Below are 20,619 nucleotides of genomic sequence, written 5' to 3'. Positions count from 1 at the left end.
CCCGGTCGAGTTCCGTGCGCCGAACGGGCCAGGGTCGGCGGCTACACCGGTCCGGGCCGGATCAGGCGAGGGTGAGCTCGGCGGAGCCGCGGACGACCGCGGAGAGGTCGCCGGTGCGTTCCAGCAACTCACGCTGATGATCCGCACCGGTGCCGTGGGCCAGGACCCGCTCCACCTCGGCGTGCACGGTGTCCCGGTCGCCGTTGGCGGTGAGGGCGTCGTCGACGTAGTCCAGCAGCGCGCCGATCACCTCCGGGCCCGGCCGCGGACGGCCACCGACCGGATCGACCAGGTCGCCGCGGGGGCCGGACCGGCCGGCCTGCCACTGCGCCAGCCGGAGCCGGTCAGGGTCGGTGCCGGGCGCCGGCTCACCGGCCGCCCAGGCCGCGGCGGTGGTGTCGACCAGGGCCCGGGCCAGGCCGGCGATCATCACCGTGTCGGCCGTCCGGGCACACACGTCGGCCACCCTGATCTCCACCGTCGGGTAGTGCCGGGACAGCCGGGCGTTGAAATACATCATGTCGCCGTCCAACGGGACACCGCTGGCGAGCAGTTCGTCGACGTGGGCCCGGTACGCCGCGGGGGAGCCGAACGGCCGGGTCGGACCCGACGTCGGGAACCGAGCCCAGACCTGGGACCGGAAGCTGACGTACCCGCTGTCGCGGCCGTGCCAGAACGGCGAATTGGCCGAGAGGGCCAGCAGGCACGGCAACCACGGCTGCAGCCGGTCGATCACCGCGACCCCCTCGTCGTCGGACTCCACCCCGACATGGACATGGCAGCCGCAGGTCAGCTGCTCCATCGTGGTCAGTCCGAACCGCTCCACCATCGCCCGGTACCGCGGCTTGACCGTGGTCCGCGGATCGACCGGCAGCGGTGACGTGGCCAGTGCGACCACCCGGACGTTCGAGGCCCGGCCCAGCTCGTCGGCCCGATGGCGCCAGTCGCGGACCTGGGTGCCGATCTCGGTCAGCGAGGTCGTGGGTGTGGTCTCGACCTCGATCTGTTGCTGCTGCAGTTCGGCCTCGATCTCGCCGGCCGGATGGCCACCGGCCCGGGCCGCGGCGTCGGCCAGCACACTGCCCGCGACGGCTGCCGGACTTCCGGACTCGGGATCCACCAGCAGCAGTTCTTCCTCTACCCCCATGGTTCGCATCGGGCCCAGTGTGGCAGCCGATTTGAGCGGCCGGAGCAGACTGGACACATCAGCGCAGGATGCCCGCCCCGACCGCCGATCGGCCCGATCGGCCGTGATTTGGGTCGACGGGCGATCTGGCGTAAAGTTTCGGGTCGGCCACCTTTGTCGGTGGCTCGATGTTTCCTGTCAGGCGATCGTTAGAGAGTTTATGGCGAAGAAGGAAGGCGCCCTCGAGTTGGAGGGCACCGTGGTCGAGGCCCTGCCGAACGCGATGTTTCGTGTCGAGTTGTCCAACGGACACAAGGTGCTGGCCACGATCAGCGGCAAGATGCGGCAGAACTACATCCGCATTCTTCCCACCGACCGCGTTGTCGTCGAGCTCTCCGCGTACGACCTGAACCGGGGCCGCATCGTCTACCGGCACAAGTAGTCACCGTTCCGGGACCAGTCCCGGATCTCGCTCCTCGCTCCGGCGAGGGCAACCGCAAACCATCCACCAGACCTGTGGCGTGCCATGGGTTGATCGAGAAAGCAGCTCGATGAAGGTTCAGCCGAGCGTCAAGAAGATCTGCGACAAGTGCAAGGTGATTCGCCGGCACGGTCGTGTGATGGTGATCTGCGAGAACCCCCGACACAAGCAGCGCCAGGGCTGATCGACACCAGGCCCGATCGGGAACTCGCAAGTCCCCGAATCAACTGAAAAAGCGTGACCGCAACTCCGGGCAAGCACCCGGAGCCCACCCTCGGACGAAGGCCGAGGCCCTGTCAGTTCTGGATCGACAGGGACGCGTCACGCCAGACACCTTCGCGGTCCGGATGACACCCGCAGGAAACGGGATCCGGGCCGGAACCGAGAGGTAGACCGCCTGATGGCACGCCTGATTGGTGTGGACCTGCCGCGTGAGAAGCGGCTCGAGGTCGCACTGACCTACATCTTCGGCGTCGGCAAGACGCGCGCCGCCGAAACCCTGGAGGCCACGAAGATCAGTGGCGATCTCCGGGTTCATCAACTGGGCGACGAGCAACTCGTCGCTCTGCGGGACTGGATCGAAGCGAACTACCAGACCGAGGGTGATCTTCGCCGAGAGGTTTCGGCGGACATCCGGCGCAAGGTGGAGATCGGCTCCTACCAGGGCCGTCGTCACCGCAGCGGCCTGCCGGTACGTGGTCAGCGCACCCGTACCAACGCCCGGGGCCGTAAGGGCGCCCGGAAGCCCGTTGCCGGAAAGAAGAAGTCCAAGTAACGCCGCCGCGTACTTGGTAGAAACCTCCAGGAGATACAGCACTGATGGCTAATGCAGCACGCGGCGCCGCCAAGAAGGTCCGGCGCAAGGAGAAGAAGAACGTGGTCGCGGGCCACGCCCACATCAAGAGCACGTTCAACAACACCGTCATTTCGATCACCGACCCGACCGGCGCCGTGATCGCCTGGGGCTCGGCCGGCACCGTCGGCTTCAAGGGCTCCCGCAAGTCCACCCCGTACGCCGCGCAGATGGCCGCCGAGGCCGTGGGCCGGCGCGCGATGGAGCACGGCATGAAGCGGGTCGACGTCTTCGTCAAGGGCCCGGGCTCGGGCCGGGAGACCGCCATCCGTTCGCTCGGCGCCGTCGGCCTCGAGGTCGGCGCGATCGCCGACGTGACCCCCGTTCCGCACAACGGCTGCCGCCCGCCCAAGCGGCGCCGGGTCTGATCCCAGAAAGGACGACTGAAACATGGCTCGCTATACCGGTCCCATGACCAAGAAGTCCCGTCGACTGGGTGTTGACCTGGTCGGTGGCGACAAGGCGTTCGAGCGCCGCCCCTACCCGCCCGGCGTGCACGGCCGCGGCCGGACGAAGGACACCGAGTACGCGCTGCAGTTGCGGGAGAAGCAGAAGGCCCGCTTCGCCTACGGCGTGCTGGAGAAGCAGTTCGCCCGCTACTACGAAGAGGCCAACAAGCAGTCCGGCAAGACCGGTGACCTGCTGTTGCAGATCCTCGAGTCGCGGCTGGACAACGTCGTGTATCGGGCCGGCTTCGCCCGGACCCGGCGGCAGGCCCGGCAGCTGGTCGTGCACGGCCACTTCCTGGTCAACGGCCAGAAGGTCAACATCCCGTCGTTCCGGGTCAGCCCGCACGACGTGATCGACCTCAAGGAGAAGTCGCGCGAGGTGCTGCCGCTGGTGGTCGCCCGCGAGACCCACGGCGAGCGGGACGTGCCCGGCTGGATGGACGCGCTGCCGAACAAGATGCGCGTGCTCATCCACCAGCTGCCGACGCGCGAACAGATCGTGATCGACGTTCAGGAACAGCTGATCGTCGAGCTCTACTCCAAGTAATTGATCTTGGAGTGAAAGCAGGACCCGCCGGCGTTGGATGCGCCGGCGGTTTCCGTACCGTCAAATAGCGGTCGGTACGGGGAAAGAAGATTCATCATGTTGATCGCACAGCGCCCGACGCTGTCGGAGGAGACCGTCTCCGACTACCGTTCCCGCTTCGCCATCGAGCCGCTGGAGCCGGGCTTCGGCTACACGCTCGGCAACTCGCTGCGGCGCACGCTGCTGTCCTCCATCCCGGGGGCGGCCGTCACCAGCATCAAGATCGACGGTAACCAGCACGAGTTCGACACGCTCGAGGGCGTCGTCGAGGACGTCACCGAGATCATCCTCAACCTCAAGGGCCTGGTCGTTTCCTCCGAGGAGGACGAGCCGGTCACCATGTATCTGCGCAAGGCGGGCCCGGGCGCGGTCACCGCGGCCGACATCGCCCCGCCGGCCGGCGTCGAGGTGCACAACCCCGACCTGCACATCGCCACCCTGGCCGACAACGGCCGGCTGGAGATGGAGCTCGTCGTCGAGCGTGGCCGCGGCTACGTCTCCGCGGTGCAGAACAAGACCGCCGACGCCGAGATCGGCCGGATCCCGGTCGACTCGATCTACTCGCCGGTGCTCAAGGTCACCTACAAGGTCGAGGCCACCCGAGTCGAGCAGCGGACCGACTTCGACCGGCTGATCATCGACGTCGAGACCAAGACGGCGATCCGGCCGCGGGATGCGGTGGCTTCGGCCGGCCGCACCCTGGTCGAGCTGTTCGGCCTGGCCCGCGAGCTCAACCTCGAGGCCGAAGGCATCGAGATCGGCCCGTCGCCGATCGACGAGCAGCTGGCCGCCGATCTGGCCCTGCCGGTCGAGGACCTCAACCTGACCGTGCGGTCGTACAACTGCCTGAAGCGCGAGGGCATCCACACGGTGAGCGAGTTGGTGTCGCGCAGCGAGCAGGATCTGCTGGACATCCGCAACTTCGGCTCCAAGTCGATCGACGAGGTCAAGCTGAAGCTGCACGAGATGGGCTTGTCCCTGAAGGACAGCTCGCCCGGCTTCGACCCGCTGACGGTGGGCCGGAACTATGACGACGAAGAGACCGAGGACGAGGTCGACTTCAGCGAGACCGAGCAGTACTGAGTCGACGTCGCTAACAGGAAGAATCTACTGAGATGCCTACCCCCACCAAGGGCAACCGGCTCGGCGGCAGCCCGGCCCACGAGCGCCTGATCCTGTCCAATCTGGCCAGCCAGCTCTTCGAGCACGGCCGGATCGTGACCACCCAGGCCAAGGCGAAGCGGGTCCAGCCGCTGGCCGAGAAGTTGATCACCAAGGCCAAGCGCGGTGATCTTCACTCCCGTCGGCAGGTGCTGTCGACGATCCGGGACAAGGGTGTCGTGCACACCCTGTTCGCCGACATCGCGCCGACCTTCACCGAGCGTGAGGGCGGCTACACCCGGATCACCAAGGTCGGGCCGCGCAAGGGCGACAACGCCCCGATGGCCGTGATCGAGCTGGTGACCGAGACCGTCGAGGAGTCCAAGCAGGCCAACGGCCGGGGCACCGCGCCGGCCAAGAAGGCCGCGGCGAAGAAGACGGCCAAGAAGGCCGCCGAGCCGTCGAACGAGGAGCTGGCCGCCGACGCGTCCGAGGCCGTGGCCGAGGACACCGCCGAGCCGACCAACGCCGAGCTCGCCGCCGAGAAGTCCGAGACCGCCGATGGCACCTACCGGGGCACCGAGCCGCCAGCGGGCTTCGACATCAAGGGCAACGAGGACTCGATGAAGTACCACACGACCGCGTCGCAGTGGTACGACCAGACCGAGGCCGAGGTCTGGTTCGACAGCGAGGAAGCAGCCGAGGCCGCAGGCTTCACCAAGGCCGGCTGACCTCAACGATCACCGGAACCGGCGCTCATCCTCACGGATGGGCGCCGTTTCCCGTTCCCGGACCGCGCTCCACCGCCGCGACCTGTGACTTGGCCTCGGTCAGTGCCGAGACGGCCTCGACCGCGGCCAGGGTCGTGTCCTGCGCATCGCCCGTGGTCAAGGCGCGGGTCCGGTCGTCCTCGTCGGCATCGGGTGACGGGCCGTCGTCGGTCGGCCGAGCGGTCGGTGTGGGCACCGCAGGGTGATCACGGAAGCCCTCCGTCACGGCCTGGATCGCCTGGGTCAACTCTCCGGGAATGACCCAGAAGGTGTTGTTGTCGCCGTCGGCCAACTGGGGCAGCATCTGCAGATACTTGTACGCGAGCACCTTCGGGTCGGCGTCGTTGCGGTGCACGGCCTGGAAGACGCGCTCGATCGCCTTGGCCTCGCCGTCCGCGCGCAGGATCGCTGCCTGTTGATCACCTTGCGCGACGAGGATCTCCTGCTGCCGGGTCCCCTCCGCGGTCAGGATCTTGGCCTGCCGCTCGCCTTCGGCGTGCAGGATGGCGGCCCGCTTGTCGCGCTCGGCCCGCATCTGCTTCTCCATCGCCTCCTTGATCGTGGCCGGCGGGTCGATCGCCTTGATCTCCACCCGGTTCACCCGGATGCCCCACTTGCCGGTGGCGTCGTCGAGCACGATCCGCAACTGGGTGTTGATCTCCTCGCGCGAGGTCAGCGTCCGCTCCAGGTCCATGCTGCCGATCACGTTGCGCAGGGTGGTCACGGTGAGCTGGTCGATCGCCTGCAGATAGTCGGCGACCTCGTACGCCGCGGCCCGCGGGTCGGTGATCTGGTAGTACAGCACCGTGTCGATGTTCACCACCAGGTTGTCCTGGGTGATCACCGGTTGCGGGCGCGAGGAGAACACCTGCTCGCGTACGTCCAGCTTGTTGTTGACCCGGTCGGCCAACGGGATGATGAAGTTCAATCCCGGTTGCAGCGTCGCCCGATAGCGGCCGAAGCGTTCGACGTTGTAGCGCCGGGCCTGCGGCACGATCCGTACCGCACCCACCGCCACGAAACCGACGAGCAGCACCACGATGATGATCAAGAACAGGGTCTCCATCTCTCCTCCTTCCGTCCTCGGTGACGGGGTCAGGGCAGCAATTCGCGCGGATAGACCACGGCCGTGGCGCCGTCGATCTCCAGCACGTCGACGAGCGTCCCGGCTTCGATCACCTGGTGCTCGTCGTAGGACCGGGCCGACCATTCCTCGCCGCCGAGCTTGATCAGGCCCCGCGCCATGCTGACCTGCTGCAGGACCACCGCGGTCTTGCCGATCAGCGCATCACTGCCGTCGCGCACCAAGGGGGTGCCCGACCGCTGCCGCATGGCGATGGGGCGCACCACCAGGAGCCCGGCCGCGGTGGCGGCGGCGAAGACCAGGATCTGGACCAGCACCGGGGCGCCGAGGCCGGCGGTGACTGCGGCGATCAACGCCGCTGCCGCCAACAGGCCGAATGCCAGTGTCAGAGTGAAGAATTCGGCGACGCCCAGAACGGCGGCCACGACCAACCAGATAACCCACGCCATTGTGTCCTCCGTCTGCGACGGGTTGAAATCATGGTATCTCGGCGTCCCGCGACCCGCTCCAGGTTCGGCGTCGGTCGCCTCAGCTGACCCGGGCAACCGGGCGCCTTCAAGTCCTTGACGGGATCGGTCCGCGGCCTCTACATTCCCTGAATAACGACAGGTCGGTAACCGCTCGATCGAGCGTCCGAAATCTGTCGGTCTCAAGGGGGCGGGGCGCGATGAGTCGCTGGGTCGTCGGAGCACTGGTGTTGATCATGGTCGTGGCCGGTCTGGCCCGCCCGCCGATCGCCGCGGCGGAGGTGCCGCCGAGCAGGCCGCAGTGGTGGAACCGCGGGCAGATCCCGCTCTATTCGACCAGTTCGCCGAGCGGGGAGACGGCGCGGATGCCGGACGGATCGGTGCGGACCTACCGAGTGTTCAGCGGGTCGCCCGGCTACCTGGCGGAGATCGACACGTTCTCCGCGAAGGTGCTGCGGATGCTGCCGCTCTTCGTGCCCGATCCGGACTCGACCGAGGTGCCGGCGGACAAGGGGGCTCAGGGCGCCTGGGGTGTCTCGGTGGACCGGCACGGCAACGTCTTCGCCTCCTCGTACGGCTACGGGCACGTCTACCGGCTGCCCTGGGGAGCGGCCGAGCTCGAGGACCTCGGCCGGCCGACGCAGTACGCCAGCTTCACCTGGGAGGGCGACGTCGACGACGACGGCAACTTCTACCTCGGCACCACCGAGGGCTTCGCCCCGCCGCCACTGCCCGGCGGCCGGCTGCTCGCCTGGAACGCCGAGACCCGCAGCTTCCGGGACTACGGCGACTTCGGCGGCAGGTACGGTTACGTCCGCTCGGTCGAATACGCCGAGGGCAAGATCTACGCCGGCCTGGGCCAGAGCGCCGGGCTGTGGCAGGTCGATCCGGCGACCGGGAAGCGGGTCGAGATCCCGCTGCCGAAGGGCATGCCGACCGACAAGTACGCGTACCAGCTGGAGGACGAGGCCGGCTATCTCTACGTGATGTTCGCCGGCGGCACCAGCCCGTCGACCGGCTGGGTGCTCAACCTGCGGACCCTGAAGTGGGCGTACGAGATCCCGGGTTACGCCGGCCAGACGATCACCGCCGCCGACTCCCGCGGCCGGGTCTACCTGATCGACTCGACCGAGCTGAAGCGGTTCGATCCGCGGACCGGCACGCTGACCGGCACGGGCTACCGCGGCGGCGATGAGCAGGCGGACAAGGGCGGGCTCGGCGCGGGCAAGGGGCTCGGCCGGTTCGCCGATCCGACCACCGGCCACGAGACGATCGTCGGTGGCGGCGCCGGTGGCGACCTCTGGCGCTACGACACGGTGACCAAGACGGGCGTCCTGGCCCAGATCGACGGGCTGGTCGGCACGCCGACCGCGCCGCGCTCGCTGGCCAAGGGGCCCGACGGCCGGATCTACGGCGGCGGCTACTTCCAGGGCGGCTTCGTCGCGTACGACCCGGCGACGACGAAATGGACCGAGTACAAGTTCCCGCATCAGATCGAGGGCATGGGCAGCCACAACGGCAAGCTCTACCTCGGCATCTACGCCAACGCCGAGCTCTGGGAATACGATCCGGCCCAGCCGTTCGCCGATGGCACCAACCCGAAGAAGTTGTTCGATCTGAAGAAGGAGGGCCAGGAGCGGCCGTGGACGGTGGTCAGCGCCGGCAAGTACGTCGCGATCGGCACGTCGCCCAAGAACACCCAGCTCAACGGCGCGGTCACCCTCTACGACCCGGCGACGGGGGAGCGGCGGACCTGGAATTCCGGGCTCGTCTCCGGTGCCAACCAGATCTCGGCGCTGACCTATCGGGACGGGATCCTCTACGGCGGGTCGCTCGGCTGCTGCAACCCGGCCGACGGCTCGAAGCACCGCGGCCAGGTGTTCGCCCTGGACGCGGCCACGGGGGCGGTGAAGTGGACGTCGACCCCGCTGGCCGACGAGGACGGCGTGGCCGGGCTGACCTTCGACGGCCAGGGCCGGCTGTTCGGTCAGTCGTACGGGACCGTCTTCGAGATCGACCCGGCGGACGGCAGCCTGCTCCGGTCGAAGAAATACTTCGACTACCCGTGGCCGACCATCTCGGGCTTCCAGCCGCGGGCCGTCAACATGTCGTTCGATCCCGGCGACGGCGCGATCTACACCACCAGCGGGACCACCCGGCGGATCGACCCGGACACGCTGAATGATCTTGGTCCCAACTACCGCTGCAGCTTCGCCGACACGTCACCCGGGGCCAGTAAGTTCTATGTCCAGAACGGATTGCTGCTCGAGGTGAAGTGGTATTGATCATCCCGAGGAGGGCCGGGCGATCCGGCGGAAGCTGCTCGGGGTCTGGCCGAGGCCGCGGCGGAACTCGCGGTTGAAATGAGCCAGGTTGGCGAAGCCGCTCAGCCGGGCCACCGTGGCGATGGGCGCGTCCGACTCGGCCAGGGCGTGGCAGGCGTTGGCGATCCGGGCCCGGTTGAGATAGGCGGTGATCGTCATCCCGGTCTGCCGGCGGAAGAACCGGCTGGTCGCGGTCGGCGTCAACGCGGCGACCGCGGCGATCTCGGTCAGCGTGATCGGCTCGGTCAGGTGATCGGCAAGATGACCGACGACCCGCTCCAGCCGGTCTCGTGATCTTGTCGACCGGTCCGGCAGGTAGCGGGAGCTGGCCACCCGCCGGCCGTCGGTCCGATCGGCAAGCTCAACCAGCAGCCCGAGCAGATTGACCGTTCGCCGCCCCGGACTCGGCGCGCTCAGGCCCGACCAACCCTGCTCGGTGCACCCGGCGAAGTGCAGCCCGGTGCCTGCCTCGCCGAGCAGCCGGCGCAGCGTGGTGAACTCGGGCCGGTGCCGCAGCTCCGGCCCGATCAGGGTCTCCGGAAACTGGCAGACCAGCGCGTGGCTCGAGGTCGCCGAGACGTAGGCGTGCGGCAGTTGCGGGCCGAGCAGGAACAGGTCGCCGGGCGCGTAGGGCAGCACCCGGTCGCCGACGAAGATCGAACCGGTGCCGGTGGTGATCAAGATCAGCTCGAGCTCGGCGTGGTTGTGCCAGAGGTAGGTGTACAGGCCGGTGGCCTCGAACCACCGCCAGGACTGGCCGGGCTCCGGCACGGTCCGCTCGTACAGCGGCTGGCGCATCCCGAGATCGTACGCAATCGGTTGCGGGCCCGGCGGGCAACGGGGTATCAGAACCGGGCAAACCGGCTACTGGTCTGCGGCGCCCGGTGCGGCGATGCTGATCGACATGACCACGACGATCGACACCGTCACCAGCAACTATCAGCTGACCGACGCCGAGCGACTGGCCTTCGAACGGCAGGGCTTCGCCAAGCTGCGCGGCGTGCTGGACCCGGTCGAGCTGGCGCCGTTCGCCGACGAGATCACCGAGAAGGTGATCGAACTGAACACCCAGCACCTGCCGATGGAAGAGCGGGACACGTACAGCAAGGCCTTCCTGCAGGTCGGTCACCTGTGGAAGCAGAGCCCGATGGTCGAGCGCTTCGTCCGCTCACCGGACCTGGCCCGGCTGGCGGCCGACCTGCTCGGCGTCCGGTCGGTGCGGCTCTACCATGATCAGGCGCTGTACAAGGAGCCGAGCGGCGGGATCACCCCGTGGCACGCCGACCAGTACTACTGGCCGCTGTCCACCGACCGGGCGATCACTGTCTGGATTCCGTTGCAGGACACGCCGGCCGAGCTCGGCCCGCTGACCTTCGCGGTGGGCAGCCACCGGTTCGGGATGGGCCGCGACCTGCCGATCAGTGACGAGTCCGAGGCCAAGGTCGCCGACTACATGCTGCGCCAGGGCTACGAGATCGACGACAGCCCGTTCGCCCTCGGCGACGTCAGCTATCACCTCGGCTGGACCTTCCACCGGGCCAGCCCGAACACGTCGACCGTGCCGCGCCGGGTGATGACGATCATCTACATGGACGCCGACATGATCATCGGCGAGCCGACCAACGACGCGCAGCGGGCCGACCTGTTGACCTGCGGCCCCGGCCGCAGCCCCGGCGATCGCTTCGACACCGAGCTCAACCCGGTGCTCTACCCGGCACCCTGACCCGTCGTCAGCCCTGCCACTGACGGTCACCGAGCAGGGCCGCTTCGGCGCCGCCATCGGCGAAGATCACCTGGCCGGTGACGAATCGGTTCTCCGGTCCGGCCAGCCAGCCGATCAGCTGCCCGACCCACTCGGGCCGGCCGGGGAAGCCGCCGAGGGGTTGCGGTGCGGCCGCCTCGACGGCAGCCCGGACCGCATCGTCGTTGAGGATCCAGGCGGCGGCGGGAGTGTCCACCACCCCGGGGGCGACCGCGTTCAGCGGGATGCCGGCGCCGGCCCAGTCCGGAGTCGGCGCCGCTCGTCGTACCCAACCGTTGAGGGCTCGCTTGGCGATGCCGTAGGCGGCCTCGCGCAGGGTGGGATCGGCGGCGACCAGAGCGGTCGCGACGGCTTCGTCACCGGCGGCGCAGGCCTGCAGCACCCGGCTGTCCGCGGGAGCCAGCGACGAGGTCGAGGAGACGGCGACGGCCCGCGGGGCCCGGCTTCGCGCCAGCAGCGGCCGCAGGCCCTCGAGGGTGGCCACGGTGCCGAAGTAGTTGGTCTCGAGCAGCCCGGTCCGTCCGCCCCCCGCGACCGCCAGCACGGCATCGATCGGCCCACCTTTCGTCACCTCGGCGACGAGCGACTCGCGGCCGGCCGGGGTGGACAGGTCGGCGATGATGTCGGCGTCGTTCAGGTCGCAGCCGATGATCGTGGCACCAAGATCTCGAAGGATCGACGCGGTGCTGGCCCCGATGCCCGAGGCCGAGCCGGTGACGACGTAGGTGCGCTCGCTCATGATCGCTCCTGGCCGTCGGCCTGATCAAGTGACAGCAGCGGCACGCCCTTGAGCCGGAACCACACCTGGCTGCTCACCTCGGCGAGAATGATCAAGACGACGAGCTTGACCGCACCGATCAGCGGGACCAGGTCGATCGGCAGCGTGTAGGCGAAGATCACCGTGCTCGCGGCGTCCAGCAGCAACGCGGAACCCCAGATCACCGTGCACCTGTACACGACCCTTCGAAAGTCCGGCCGATCGCTCCAGGCCGAGTTGATCTTGTCCCGCAGCGTGCCGCCGGTGAACAGCCGCAGCGCGGACAGATAGTAGGGCGTACGGGTCAGGGTGAAGATCATCCAGCCGCCGATGGCCGCGGTGACCACGCCGTCGCGCGCCAACAGGGTCCGCGGGCTGCCGGTCAGCAGCGACAACCCGACGCTGAGCACCAGGGCGGCCATGACGAGGCCGGCGAGCACGTCGACCCGCCGCTTGGTCAGCACCGAATGCACGGCCATCGCGGCCGGTGCGATCAGGCCCAGCATCAGCGCCAGCCACTGATCCACCCCGGCCGCGCGCAACCCGTAGAACGTCGCGATCGGCAGCACCGCGTTGACGACCAGGCTGAGCGCGATCTCGCGCTGCGGGTTGCGGGCACCGCCGGTCGACCCCGGCTCCGTCGCCGGCGAGGCCGGACTCACCGCCTCGTCCGACGGAACGTTATTGACCATGCAGTCATTATTAATGACCAGGTAGTCAATAGGCAAGTCGAAGGCCCGGCAGCCCGGGCCGATCAGGGGTTGGGTCAGCGGCTCCCGGCTTGCATCCCGCCGAGCAGGATCTCGGCGAGCCCGGCCGCGTAGTGGGCGGGATCGACCTCGGGATGGTCCTCGAGGTAGGCGATCATCACGTCGATCGAGCCCTGGTAGGTGACCGCCATGACCCTGGGGTCGAAGTCGCGCAGGCTGCCCTCGGCCTGGCCGCGTCGGAACAGTTGCTCCTGCTGGAGGTAGGTCTCCTCGTAGAAGCCGGCGATGCTGCGCTCGTCGTTGTGCAGGTTGTGCACGATCCGGTTCAGGGCGAGCAACTCGTTGCGATGGGTCAGGACCTGGAGCGCGGCCTGCCGTAGGGCCGACCGGATGATGTCGGGCACCGGCTGACCGAGATCGAGGACGTCGACGATCTGCTCCCGCATCATCTCCATCGTCGCCCGGGCCGTGGCTTCCATCAGCTCGTCCTTGCCGCTGAAGTAGCGCCAGACCAGGCCCTTGGCCACGTCGGCGCGGGCCGCGATCCGGGTCAGCGTTGCGCTCTCGTACCCGCTGTCGGCGATCTCCTGGATGGCCGCGGCCATGATCTGCTTCCGTCGCTCATCTTCGCCGAGCCGCTGCCGCCGGCCCGGCGGTCGGCGAGGAGTGGCGGTCATGACCACTGACAGTACCGGCGGCGATCAGGCGCTGAAGCTCGCCGTCAGGGTCTCCAGCCCGGCGCCGGACAGCTCGGCGGCGCCGGCCGGGCGGCCGGACAGGGCCAGCAGCAGGTCGATGCCCCGGCCGCGCAGGTCCGGCCCGGAGCCGGTCGACCAGTCCAGATCGGTCGCCTGGATCCGCAACCCGCTGACTCGCTCCTTACCGCCGCCCACGGCCACGCCGGTCCTGGCCAGATAGTTCAGCGCCGCGCCGATCCCGGTTGCCGGATAGCTGCCGGTGAGGCCCAGCGGACGGCGGATGTCCTCGCCGTGGCCGAACGCCTCGACCAGCCGGGTGGCGGGATCGGCCGGCGGAGTCCGGGTCAGCTCGACCGTCGCCGCCAGTGCGGCCAGGGTGTCCTCCGGGCGGTCCCGTCGCTCCCGGGCCACCCCGTTCGCGTTGTCCCGGTCGAAGTCGAAGCGGCTGGTGATCATCCGCCGGATGAAGTCGAGCCGGCCGACCTTGGCCGAGTCGACCAGGTGCGCGACCACGTCGTGCACGGTCCAGTCCGGGCAGAGCGACCGCGTCTCCCACTGCTCGGCCGTGAGGTCGGCGAGGTCCCGGACGAGCGCGCGCCGTTCGGCGTGGACGATCGCCCACACCTCGGCAGTCTTCAGCTTGGTCATGACACTACTGAAACGGTAGCGAGCACTACTTGTCAAGTAGTAAGGTTGGGACATGGCAACACGGAGGTCGTACGGGTCCTATGACGACGGCTGTGCCGCGGCGCACGCCCTGGACCTGATCGGCGAGCGCTGGGCGTTGATCATCATCCGCGAACTGCTGCTCGGGCCGAAGCGGTTCGGTGACCTGCAGCGCGACGTGATCGGCATCGGCCCGACCGCGTTGACCCAGCGGTTGCACGAGCTCGAGACGTCCGGCGTGCTGACCCGGCGCGAGTTGCCCGAGCCGGCCCGGGTGGCCGTCTACGACCTGACCGACTGGGGCCGCGAGCTCGAGGCGGTGAATGCCGCGCTGTCGTTGTGGGCGGTGAGTTCGCCGGGGCTGCCGGTCGAAGCGGGGATGAGTCCGGACACCCTGGTGCTGGCGATGCGGGCCCATGCCCGGCCTGGTCCGGTCGGGGGCCCGGACCTGGTGGTCGGGCTGCGGCTGACCGATTCGCGGATCGAGAGTGCACCGCCGGTGCAGTATGTCGGCACGATCACCGAGTCCGGCACCGTTATGGCGAGAGGCCTGCCGCCACAGGGGCCGGCGGCCGCCGTCGAGGCGTCGACGGGAGCCTGGAAGGCGTGCATCTTCGCCGCGGTCGATCCCGCGGAAGCGCCCGGCGTCAGCGTCAGCGGCGACGCGGATGCCGTCCGGTCGCTCGTCGCGGCCACCCGGTTCGAGCCGCACCCGGCAAGCGGGGCTTGACTCTCGGGTCACCGGAGACAGCACGATGTCGGATGTGACCGAAGAACTCGTACCCGAAGAACTCGTGACCATCGGGAGCTTCTCGATGCTGACCGGGCTGTCGATCCCGACCCTGCGCCACTACGACGAGATCGGCTTGCTGCCGCCGGCCTCGACCGATCCACGGACCGGCTATCGGCGGTACGGCTACGCGCAGGTCGGGCCCGGCCGGCGGGTCCGACTGCTCCGGGAGGCGGAGCTGTCGACCGAGGACATCGGCACGATCCTGAACGGCACCGCCGCCGAGGCGCGGGTGGTGCTGGACCGGCGCCGGGCCGAGCTGCGCGAACGAGCGGGCCGGGTCGAGGCCGTGCTGGACCGACTGACCGACACCGAGAGAGATGAGACGCCGATGACGACCGCTGCTGATTTCCGACTCGCCACCGTGAACCTGGGCGTGGATTCCCAGGCCGACCTCGAGGTCGCGGCCGCCTTCTGGGGTGAGGTGCTGGGCACCCCGCTCGAGGACTGGGGCGGCGGCGGTCGCCAGGTCGTCCTCGGCGAGGGCGACGCGATCGGCTTCCTGAACTTCCGGGTCCGTACCGCGGACGAACCGCACTTCGGGCACCGGACCGCGTTCGGGCTCGGCGTCGTCGGGCTGGAGGAGACCCATCGGCGTGCCCTGGCCGCGGGGGCGGTCGAACAGTACCCGCCGTCCGACGGCGTGAACCGGCCGCGGAGTTCGCGGATCGAGGACCCGGTGGGCAACCGGATCGTGCTGTGGGAGAGCGCTCGTTGATCTTGCCGGCCGCGAGCTGATCTTGTCAGGTTCACAGGTGATCTTGCCGGGATTCATCTGATCTTGTCGGATTTAGGTCATGGCCTGTGGTGAGCCGGTTGCCGGTTGTACAGTCGGAGCTGCTCGGGGATCAGTGCAACGAAGGAGTCGCCATGGTCCCGCTACCGCCCAGTTCACTGACCCGTCGGCGGCTGCTCGCCGGGCTCGGTCTCGGTGCCGCCGCGGTCGGCGCTCCCGGACTGCTGGCCGGCTGTGGCGGCGGGAGTACGGGTCTGGACGGCGGTGGCGCGGAGCCGGGCGGCGGTGGCGCCAAGCCCAATCTCAAGGTCTGGTATCACCAGTACGGCGAATCCGGGACCCAGCAGGCCGTCGAGCGCTACGCCAAGGACTATCCCGACGCGACGATCAAGGTGCAGTGGACCCCGGGCGACTACACGTCGAAGGTCAACAGTGGCCTGCTGTCCGGCGACGGGCCGGACGTCTTCGAGGGCAGCGCCAACCTGGCCATGGTCCGAGCCAACCAGATCGTGCCGCTGGACGACATCCTGGAGCCGATCAGGTCCGACTACACCGACGCCGACCTGAAGTCGATCACCGTCGACGGCAAGTTGTACGGGGCGCGGATCGTCGACGACACGGTGCTGCTCTACTACCGCAAGAGCGTGCTGGAGAAGGCGGGCGTCAATCCGCCGACCACCCTGGACGAGCTGGTCAGCGCGGCCAAAGAGCTCACCACCCCCGATCAGAAGGGCCTGTTCATCGGCAACGACGCCGGGGTCACGCCGGCCTACGGCGGCGGCTCGATGCTCGGGCCGGTGCTCTGGTCGGTCGGCCAGAACTACCTGACCCCGGACAACAAGATCAACTTCACCGGGGACAACGTGGTCGCGGCGCTCGGCAAGCTCAAGCAGCTGGTCGACGACAAGTCGATCCTGCTCGGCGCCCCGACCGACTACTGGGATCCGTCGTCGTTCACCCAGGGCCTGTGCGCCATGCAGTGGACCGGCCTGTGGGCGATGCCGGCGATCCAGCAGGCCCTCGACGACGACTTCGGGATCGTGCCGTTCCCGCCGTTCAGCGCGACGATCGGCAAGCCCTCGACGCCGCAGGGCGGCTGGTCGGCGATGGTGAGTGCCAAATCGGGCAACGTCGACGCGGCGAAGGCCTACATCAAGTGGCTCTGGCTGGACAACACGGCGTTCCAGGAGGACTTCAACCTCTCCTACGGCTTCCACATCCCGCCGCGGAAGAGCCTGGCGGCGAAGGCGGCCAAGCTGCAGTCCGGGCCGGCTGCGGAGGCGGTGAAGTTCTACAACGACTACGCCATCGCCGGCGGCACCACCTGGAGCCCGGCGATGAACAACGCGCTCGGTGACGCGGCGACGGCGATCGTGCGGAAGGGCCAGGATCCTTCGACGTCGCTGAACGCGGCGGTCAAGACGGTGCAGCAGCAGCTTGATCAACTGCTGGGCTGAGCCGCCATGGCCACCCGGATCCGCGGTGTCACGGGCGCGTTCTGGCTGTTCGTCGGGCCGTTCGCCCTGGGTTTGTTGATCTTCGTCTACATCCCGATCGCCTGGTCGGTGGTGCTCAGCTTCAACCGCGCCCAGAACACGGTCACGCCGCGAGCCTGGGTCGGGCTGCAGAACTATGTCGACCTGCTCCGGCCCGGTCCGTTCCTGACCAGCCTGGTCGATTTCATGATCTTCGCGGTCTTCATCGTGCCGATCACGTTGATCTGTGCGCTGGCGTTCGCCCTGCTGCTGCAGCGGATCCGGTTCGCCCGCGCCTTCTTCCGGTCGGTCTTCTTCCTGCCCACCGCCTGCTCCTACGTCGTCGCCTCGATGGTCTGGAAGCTGTCGATCTTCAACGGCGTCCGGTTCGGCCTGGCCAACACCGTGCTGGGCTGGTTCGGGATCGAGAACGTCGCCTGGCTCGGCACCCCGGATCCGCCGCTGTACTGGGTGGTGATCGTGACCGCCCGGCTCTGGCTGCAGATCGGCTTCTACATGATCTTGTTCATCGCCGGGTTGCAGCGGATCCCGCCCGAGCTCTACGAGGCGGCCCAGGTGGACGGCGCCAGACCCGGCTGGCAGACCCTGTGGCACATCACGCTGCCGCAGCTGCGCGCCACCACCGTCGCGGTGACCCTGCTGCTGTTCATCGCCGCCTTCCAGGCGTTCGACGAGTTCGTCAACCTGCTCGGCAACTCCTCCTTCGCCCGGCCGCCGCTGGTCTACCTCTACTACACGGCGATCTACGACCAGAACTTCGGCTACGGCAGCGCCGGGGCCGTCATCCTGGCGTTGCTGATCATGATCGTCACGCTGCTGCAGGGCAAGATCTTCGGCTTCGGCAAGGCGGCGGAATGAAATCACCCCACGAAAACGCTCCGCTGCGCTCCACGTTTCCGCGGGGACCCCGATGAATAGCGCCCGCGGAGCCCGGATCGCCGGCGCCATCGTCCGCTACCTGGTGCTGATCATCGCGGCCGTGCTGTTCCTGATCCCGTTCTATCTCGTGCTGCGCAACGGTTTGTCGACCGAGGTGGAGATCACCTCGCCGAACTGGACGTTCTTCCCGACCGAGCTGCAGTGGGCCAACTTCACCGAGCTGTTCACCGACCGGTCGGTCAACATCCTGGGCGGCCTGAAGAACTCGGCGATCGTCGCCGTGCTGCAGACGCTGGGCCAGTTGCTGCTGTCGTCGCTGGCCGGCTACGGCCTGGCCCGGATCCCGTACCGGCACGCGAACAAGATCTTCTACGCCACCCTGGTCACGCTGATGATCCCGGCCGCGGTGACGTTCATCCCGAGCTTCATCATCGTCTCCCAACTGCGCTGGGTGGACACCCTGCAGGGCATCATCGTGCCGACCCTGTTCAGCGGGCTGACCACCTTCCTGTTCCGGCAGTACTTCCTCAACTTCCCGAAGGAGCTGGAGGAGGCCGCCCGGGTCGACGGTCTCGGCTGGTTCCGGGCCTACTGGCAGATCGTGGTGCCCAACTCGCTGGCCTTCTTCTCCGCGATCGCGGTGATCACCTTCATCAACAGCTGGAACTCCTTCCTCTGGCCGCTGGTGATCGGTCAGAGCTCGGACATGTGGACCGTCCAGGTCGCCCTCTCCACCCTGATGACCGCCCAGACGATCAACCTGCACGAGCTCTTCCTCGCCGCCGCCGTAGCCATCGCCCCCCTCGTCCTGGTCTTCGTCTTCCTCCAGCGCTACCTCGTCCAAGGCGTAGCCGAAACCGGCCTCAAAGGCTGACCCAACCCCGACTTGTCAGACTCTAGGCACGCTATAGCGTGCCCAGAGTCTGACAACTCGGGGTTGGTAGGGTGAGATTCAACCTTCGGCCATCTGCCTCTGGGTCTCGGCGACGAGACGGCATCGCATTTGGTGGGAGCCCGGTAGATACGCAGCGCTCAGGGGGCGCGAGCGTGCCCGGGCTTCGATCCCACCCGAATCGATCAAGAAACTTGGTGCCTTCGATGCCGTCGTCCCTGCTGTCCGCCCTTCCCGCCGCTTGCTGGAGCCTCCGGCTGTCGGCCCGCCGAACTCCCGGTTGGCTGGCCGGCTACGGCCTGCTCACATTGGTCCAAGCGCTGCTGCCGGCGCTCCAAGTGATCATGGTCCAGGCCTTGATCACCCGACTCGACGGCGGGACACCCGGTGATCTGGCCGGACCGTTGCTGGGCGTCACCGCGGTGGTCGGGCTGAGCTATCCGCTGTCCCAGGTCGCGATGACGCTGGCCCAGCGGATGTGGCTGCGGCTGCGCTTCCGCCTGCAGGCCGACCTACTGACCGCGGTGTCCCGGCTGCCACCCGGCGCGTTGTCCGACGCGTCGGTCGGCACCGAGATCGAGGCCAGCCGGGCGGCCTGCGAGGAGATCGACAAGCTGTCCAGCAAGGTGATCGAGGTGGTGAGCATGTTGATCTCGGCTCTCGCCCTGTGCGGCTCGCTGTTCTTGATCAACCCGGTGACGGCGATCCTGGTCGGCGCGGCCCTGCTGCCGACCGTGTTCGGCCACACGGTGATCGCCCGGGCCGAGACGCGCGGTTGGCCGATCCTGGCCCGGCACCAGCACCGGGCCGGCTACGCGACCGAGCAGGTGATCCGGGAACGCACCGGCACCGAACTGGCGACGCTCGGCACGGCCGGCCGGGTGGCCGAGCTCGCTGCCGGCGAGCGCCGCGCCGCCCTCCGCGTGCTCGATTCCATGATCGCCGTCGGACAGCGGATGGATCTGCTGTCCGGCCTGGCCACCGCGCTGCTGCTGGCCGGTGCTTTGGCGGCGCTGGTGGTCGGCGGGGCCAACACCGCCGGTGCCGCGGCAGCCGTGTTGGGCACGGTGGCCGGACTGGCCGGGATCCGCTACGCCGGCTTCGCGATCGGCATCATCGTCTCGGCCGCGCCGAAGGCGATCACCTACCGCCGCCTCGTCGAGTCGGTGCCGTTGGTGCCGATCCAGTCGATCGACCGGTCGGCGGAGACGCTGTCCTGCGAGGCGATCACGGTCGGCTACGGCGACGGTCCGGCGGTGCTGCACGACGTGTCGCTGACCGCCCGGCGCGGCGAAATGATCGCCCTGGTCGGGATCAACGGTGCCGGAAAGACGACCTGCGTCAACGCGCTGCTCGGCACCGTCGGGCTGCGGTCGGGCCGGGTGGCGATCGACGGCGTCGATCTGGCCGGACTGTCGATCACCGAGCGGCTGGGCCGGTTCGGGCTGTTGACCCAGGAGTTCGGCCGGTACGAGTTCACGGTGCGCGACGTCGTCGGCCTCGGCCGGCCCCGCCCGGCCGATGATCATGAACTGCGGGCCGCCCTGACCGATGCCCACGCCGACACTCTGGTCGACCGGCTGCCGGACGGCCTGGACACTCAACTCGGCCAGCAGTGGAGCGGCCCCGGCCTCTCCGGAGGACAGTGGCAGCGCCTGGCGCTGGCCCGGATCCACCTGCGGGCCGCTGGGATCTGGATCCTCGACGAACCGACGTCGGCGGTCGACGCCGAGGCCGAGCGGATGATCTTCGACGAGCTGCGCCGGACCAAGCAGGAGCGGATCACCATCGTCGTCTCGCACCGGGCGACGACCCTCCGCGGCATGGACCGGATCTATGTCTTCGACGACGGCCGCATCGTCGAATCGGGCACGTACCCCGACCTGATCACCGGGACCGGCCCCTTCTCCCGCCTCTTCAAAGGCTGACCCAACCCCGACTTGTCAGAATTAGGGCACGCTATAGCGTTCCCTAATTCTGACAACTCGGGGT

Annotated in this window: 23 protein-coding genes; 15 read left to right on the top strand and 8 right to left on the bottom strand. The window is 68.5% G+C overall.

Going from position 1 to position 20,619, the window contains the following annotated elements; all coding sequences use genetic code 11:
- Positions 1-61: 61 nt before the first annotated feature.
- The gene (locus FNH24_RS09070) at positions 62-1,156 is read right to left on the bottom strand and encodes a carboxylate-amine ligase (protein WP_152361857.1); all 1,095 of its coding nucleotides are present in this window, start codon (positions 1,154-1,156) and stop codon (positions 62-64) included.
- Positions 1,157-1,346: 190 nt separating this feature from the next.
- Here FNH24_RS09070 and infA point away from each other — a divergent pair, with 190 nt between their 5' ends.
- From infA to rplQ, 7 genes are all read left to right on the top strand, one after another.
- A complete protein-coding gene (gene infA / locus FNH24_RS09065) occupies positions 1,347-1,568 on the top strand; it encodes a translation initiation factor IF-1 (RefSeq protein WP_152361856.1) in 222 nt (73 codons plus the stop codon).
- A gap of 109 nt (positions 1,569-1,677) precedes the next feature.
- Positions 1,678-1,791 (top strand): 50S ribosomal protein L36, encoded by a 114-nt coding sequence (gene rpmJ, locus FNH24_RS09060; RefSeq protein ID WP_020575560.1) that lies wholly within the window; start codon positions 1,678-1,680, stop codon positions 1,789-1,791.
- A 216-nt stretch (positions 1,792-2,007) separates the two neighbouring features.
- A complete protein-coding gene (rpsM, locus tag FNH24_RS09055; RefSeq protein ID WP_152361855.1) occupies positions 2,008-2,382 on the top strand; it encodes a 30S ribosomal protein S13 in 375 nt (124 codons plus the stop codon).
- Between the two features lie 44 nt (positions 2,383-2,426).
- A complete protein-coding gene (gene rpsK / locus FNH24_RS09050) occupies positions 2,427-2,828 on the top strand; it encodes a 30S ribosomal protein S11 (protein WP_152361854.1) in 402 nt (133 codons plus the stop codon).
- A 22-nt stretch (positions 2,829-2,850) separates the two neighbouring features.
- A complete protein-coding gene (gene rpsD, locus FNH24_RS09045; RefSeq protein WP_152361853.1) occupies positions 2,851-3,456 on the top strand; it encodes a 30S ribosomal protein S4 in 606 nt (201 codons plus the stop codon).
- A gap of 96 nt (positions 3,457-3,552) precedes the next feature.
- A complete protein-coding gene (locus tag FNH24_RS09040; protein ID WP_152361852.1) occupies positions 3,553-4,578 on the top strand; it encodes a DNA-directed RNA polymerase subunit alpha in 1,026 nt (341 codons plus the stop codon).
- 32 nt (positions 4,579-4,610) lie between these two features.
- Entirely contained in the window at positions 4,611-5,327 is a 717-nt protein-coding gene (gene rplQ, locus FNH24_RS32570) for a 50S ribosomal protein L17, sunset domain variant (RefSeq protein WP_152361851.1), read from the top strand.
- 31 nt (positions 5,328-5,358) lie between these two features.
- On the opposite strand, the gene FNH24_RS09030 is transcribed toward rplQ, so the two are convergent.
- Together FNH24_RS09030 and FNH24_RS09025 are read right to left on the bottom strand one after the other, a co-directional pair.
- On the bottom strand, positions 5,359-6,432 hold the full coding sequence (locus tag FNH24_RS09030) for an SPFH domain-containing protein (protein WP_152361850.1): 1,074 nt from the start codon (positions 6,430-6,432) through the stop codon (positions 5,359-5,361).
- 29 nt (positions 6,433-6,461) lie between these two features.
- A complete protein-coding gene (locus tag FNH24_RS09025; protein WP_246186824.1) occupies positions 6,462-6,875 on the bottom strand; it encodes an NfeD family protein in 414 nt (137 codons plus the stop codon).
- Between the two features lie 242 nt (positions 6,876-7,117).
- Here FNH24_RS09025 and FNH24_RS09020 point away from each other — a divergent pair, with 242 nt between their 5' ends.
- Positions 7,118-9,202: an outer membrane protein assembly factor BamB family protein gene (locus FNH24_RS09020; protein WP_152361848.1), complete on the top strand. Its 2,085-nt coding sequence runs from the start codon at positions 7,118-7,120 to the stop codon at positions 9,200-9,202.
- On the opposite strand, the gene FNH24_RS09015 is transcribed toward FNH24_RS09020, so the two are convergent.
- The gene (locus FNH24_RS09015) at positions 9,203-10,039 is read right to left on the bottom strand and encodes a helix-turn-helix domain-containing protein (RefSeq protein WP_152361847.1); all 837 of its coding nucleotides are present in this window, start codon (positions 10,037-10,039) and stop codon (positions 9,203-9,205) included. It abuts the gene before it with no gap.
- A 106-nt stretch (positions 10,040-10,145) separates the two neighbouring features.
- Between FNH24_RS09015 and FNH24_RS09010 the strand changes: the two genes are divergently transcribed.
- On the top strand, positions 10,146-10,964 hold the full coding sequence (locus FNH24_RS09010) for a phytanoyl-CoA dioxygenase family protein (protein WP_152361846.1): 819 nt from the start codon (positions 10,146-10,148) through the stop codon (positions 10,962-10,964).
- Between the two features lie 7 nt (positions 10,965-10,971).
- Here FNH24_RS09010 and FNH24_RS09005 read toward each other — a convergent pair whose 3' ends face one another.
- The 4 genes from FNH24_RS09005 to FNH24_RS08990 form a co-directional block, all read right to left on the bottom strand.
- On the bottom strand, positions 10,972-11,742 hold the full coding sequence (locus tag FNH24_RS09005) for an SDR family oxidoreductase (protein ID WP_152361845.1): 771 nt from the start codon (positions 11,740-11,742) through the stop codon (positions 10,972-10,974).
- The gene (locus FNH24_RS09000) at positions 11,739-12,452 is read right to left on the bottom strand and encodes a VC0807 family protein (RefSeq protein ID WP_152361844.1); all 714 of its coding nucleotides are present in this window, start codon (positions 12,450-12,452) and stop codon (positions 11,739-11,741) included. Before FNH24_RS09000 ends, FNH24_RS09005 begins: the two co-directional genes overlap by 4 nt.
- Positions 12,453-12,526: 74 nt before the next feature.
- Positions 12,527-13,147, bottom strand: a complete 621-nt coding sequence (locus FNH24_RS08995; RefSeq protein WP_152361843.1) for a TetR/AcrR family transcriptional regulator — start codon at positions 13,145-13,147, stop codon at positions 12,527-12,529.
- A 24-nt stretch (positions 13,148-13,171) separates the two neighbouring features.
- Positions 13,172-13,816, bottom strand: coding sequence for a maleylpyruvate isomerase family mycothiol-dependent enzyme (locus FNH24_RS08990; RefSeq protein WP_152361842.1), 645 nt, complete (start codon positions 13,814-13,816; stop codon positions 13,172-13,174).
- Between the two features lie 52 nt (positions 13,817-13,868).
- Here FNH24_RS08990 and FNH24_RS08985 point away from each other — a divergent pair, with 52 nt between their 5' ends.
- The 6 genes from FNH24_RS08985 to FNH24_RS08960 all read left to right on the top strand — a co-directional run bounded on the left by FNH24_RS08985 (position 13,869) and on the right by FNH24_RS08960 (position 20,555).
- Entirely contained in the window at positions 13,869-14,564 is a 696-nt protein-coding gene (locus FNH24_RS08985; RefSeq protein WP_152361841.1) for a winged helix-turn-helix transcriptional regulator, read from the top strand.
- 34 nt (positions 14,565-14,598) lie between these two features.
- A complete protein-coding gene (locus FNH24_RS08980) occupies positions 14,599-15,342 on the top strand; it encodes a MerR family DNA-binding transcriptional regulator (protein ID WP_217428116.1) in 744 nt (247 codons plus the stop codon).
- 152 nt (positions 15,343-15,494) lie between these two features.
- Positions 15,495-16,817: an ABC transporter substrate-binding protein gene (locus tag FNH24_RS08975; protein ID WP_152361839.1), complete on the top strand. Its 1,323-nt coding sequence runs from the start codon at positions 15,495-15,497 to the stop codon at positions 16,815-16,817.
- Positions 16,818-16,823: 6 nt separating this feature from the next.
- Positions 16,824-17,714 carry a carbohydrate ABC transporter permease gene (locus FNH24_RS08970; RefSeq protein ID WP_152361838.1) on the top strand — a complete coding sequence of 297 codons (891 nt, stop codon included), beginning with the start codon at positions 16,824-16,826 and terminating at the stop codon, positions 17,712-17,714.
- Positions 17,715-17,766: 52 nt separating this feature from the next.
- Positions 17,767-18,609, top strand: coding sequence for a carbohydrate ABC transporter permease (locus FNH24_RS08965; RefSeq protein ID WP_152361837.1), 843 nt, complete (start codon positions 17,767-17,769; stop codon positions 18,607-18,609).
- A gap of 224 nt (positions 18,610-18,833) precedes the next feature.
- Positions 18,834-20,555: an ATP-binding cassette domain-containing protein gene (locus FNH24_RS08960; protein WP_152361836.1), complete on the top strand. Its 1,722-nt coding sequence runs from the start codon at positions 18,834-18,836 to the stop codon at positions 20,553-20,555.
- The last annotated feature ends 64 nt before the right edge of the window (positions 20,556-20,619 follow it).

It is taken from the genome of Microlunatus speluncae (assembly GCF_009299835.1).
In the GTDB taxonomy this organism is placed as follows: Bacteria; Actinomycetota; Actinomycetes; order Propionibacteriales; family Propionibacteriaceae; genus Microlunatus; species Microlunatus speluncae.
Note: the sequence above shows the minus strand (reverse complement) of the source record. Positions and strands in the feature narration are given on the sequence as shown.

What these genes read in the sequence shown, in the direction of transcription:
- FNH24_RS08995 (WP_152361843.1), bottom strand. Translation starts at nt 13,147, where the DNA reads ATGACCGCCACTCCTCGCCGACCGCCGGGCCGGCGGCAGCGGCTCGGC.
- FNH24_RS09070 (WP_152361857.1), bottom strand. Translation starts at nt 1,156, where the DNA reads ATGCGAACCATGGGGGTAGAGGAAGAACTGCTGCTGGTGGATCCCGAG.
- FNH24_RS08975 (WP_152361839.1), top strand. Translation starts at nt 15,495, where the DNA reads ATGGTCCCGCTACCGCCCAGTTCACTGACCCGTCGGCGGCTGCTCGCC.
- FNH24_RS08985 (WP_152361841.1), top strand. Translation starts at nt 13,869, where the DNA reads ATGGCAACACGGAGGTCGTACGGGTCCTATGACGACGGCTGTGCCGCG.
- rpsK (WP_152361854.1), top strand. Translation starts at nt 2,427, where the DNA reads ATGGCTAATGCAGCACGCGGCGCCGCCAAGAAGGTCCGGCGCAAGGAG.
- FNH24_RS09020 (WP_152361848.1), top strand. Translation starts at nt 7,118, where the DNA reads ATGAGTCGCTGGGTCGTCGGAGCACTGGTGTTGATCATGGTCGTGGCC.
- FNH24_RS08990 (WP_152361842.1), bottom strand. Translation starts at nt 13,816, where the DNA reads ATGACCAAGCTGAAGACTGCCGAGGTGTGGGCGATCGTCCACGCCGAA.
- FNH24_RS09000 (WP_152361844.1), bottom strand. Translation starts at nt 12,452, where the DNA reads ATGGTCAATAACGTTCCGTCGGACGAGGCGGTGAGTCCGGCCTCGCCG.
- FNH24_RS08970 (WP_152361838.1), top strand. Translation starts at nt 16,824, where the DNA reads ATGGCCACCCGGATCCGCGGTGTCACGGGCGCGTTCTGGCTGTTCGTC.
- rpsD (WP_152361853.1), top strand. Translation starts at nt 2,851, where the DNA reads ATGGCTCGCTATACCGGTCCCATGACCAAGAAGTCCCGTCGACTGGGT.
- rpmJ (WP_020575560.1), top strand. Translation starts at nt 1,678, where the DNA reads ATGAAGGTTCAGCCGAGCGTCAAGAAGATCTGCGACAAGTGCAAGGTG.
- FNH24_RS09010 (WP_152361846.1), top strand. Translation starts at nt 10,146, where the DNA reads ATGACCACGACGATCGACACCGTCACCAGCAACTATCAGCTGACCGAC.
- FNH24_RS09015 (WP_152361847.1), bottom strand. Translation starts at nt 10,039, where the DNA reads ATGCGCCAGCCGCTGTACGAGCGGACCGTGCCGGAGCCCGGCCAGTCC.
- infA (WP_152361856.1), top strand. Translation starts at nt 1,347, where the DNA reads ATGGCGAAGAAGGAAGGCGCCCTCGAGTTGGAGGGCACCGTGGTCGAG.
- rpsM (WP_152361855.1), top strand. Translation starts at nt 2,008, where the DNA reads ATGGCACGCCTGATTGGTGTGGACCTGCCGCGTGAGAAGCGGCTCGAG.
- FNH24_RS08965 (WP_152361837.1), top strand. Translation starts at nt 17,767, where the DNA reads ATGAATAGCGCCCGCGGAGCCCGGATCGCCGGCGCCATCGTCCGCTAC.
- rplQ (WP_152361851.1), top strand. Translation starts at nt 4,611, where the DNA reads ATGCCTACCCCCACCAAGGGCAACCGGCTCGGCGGCAGCCCGGCCCAC.
- FNH24_RS08960 (WP_152361836.1), top strand. Translation starts at nt 18,834, where the DNA reads ATGCCGTCGTCCCTGCTGTCCGCCCTTCCCGCCGCTTGCTGGAGCCTC.
- FNH24_RS09030 (WP_152361850.1), bottom strand. Translation starts at nt 6,432, where the DNA reads ATGGAGACCCTGTTCTTGATCATCATCGTGGTGCTGCTCGTCGGTTTC.
- FNH24_RS09005 (WP_152361845.1), bottom strand. Translation starts at nt 11,742, where the DNA reads ATGAGCGAGCGCACCTACGTCGTCACCGGCTCGGCCTCGGGCATCGGG.
- FNH24_RS09040 (WP_152361852.1), top strand. Translation starts at nt 3,553, where the DNA reads ATGTTGATCGCACAGCGCCCGACGCTGTCGGAGGAGACCGTCTCCGAC.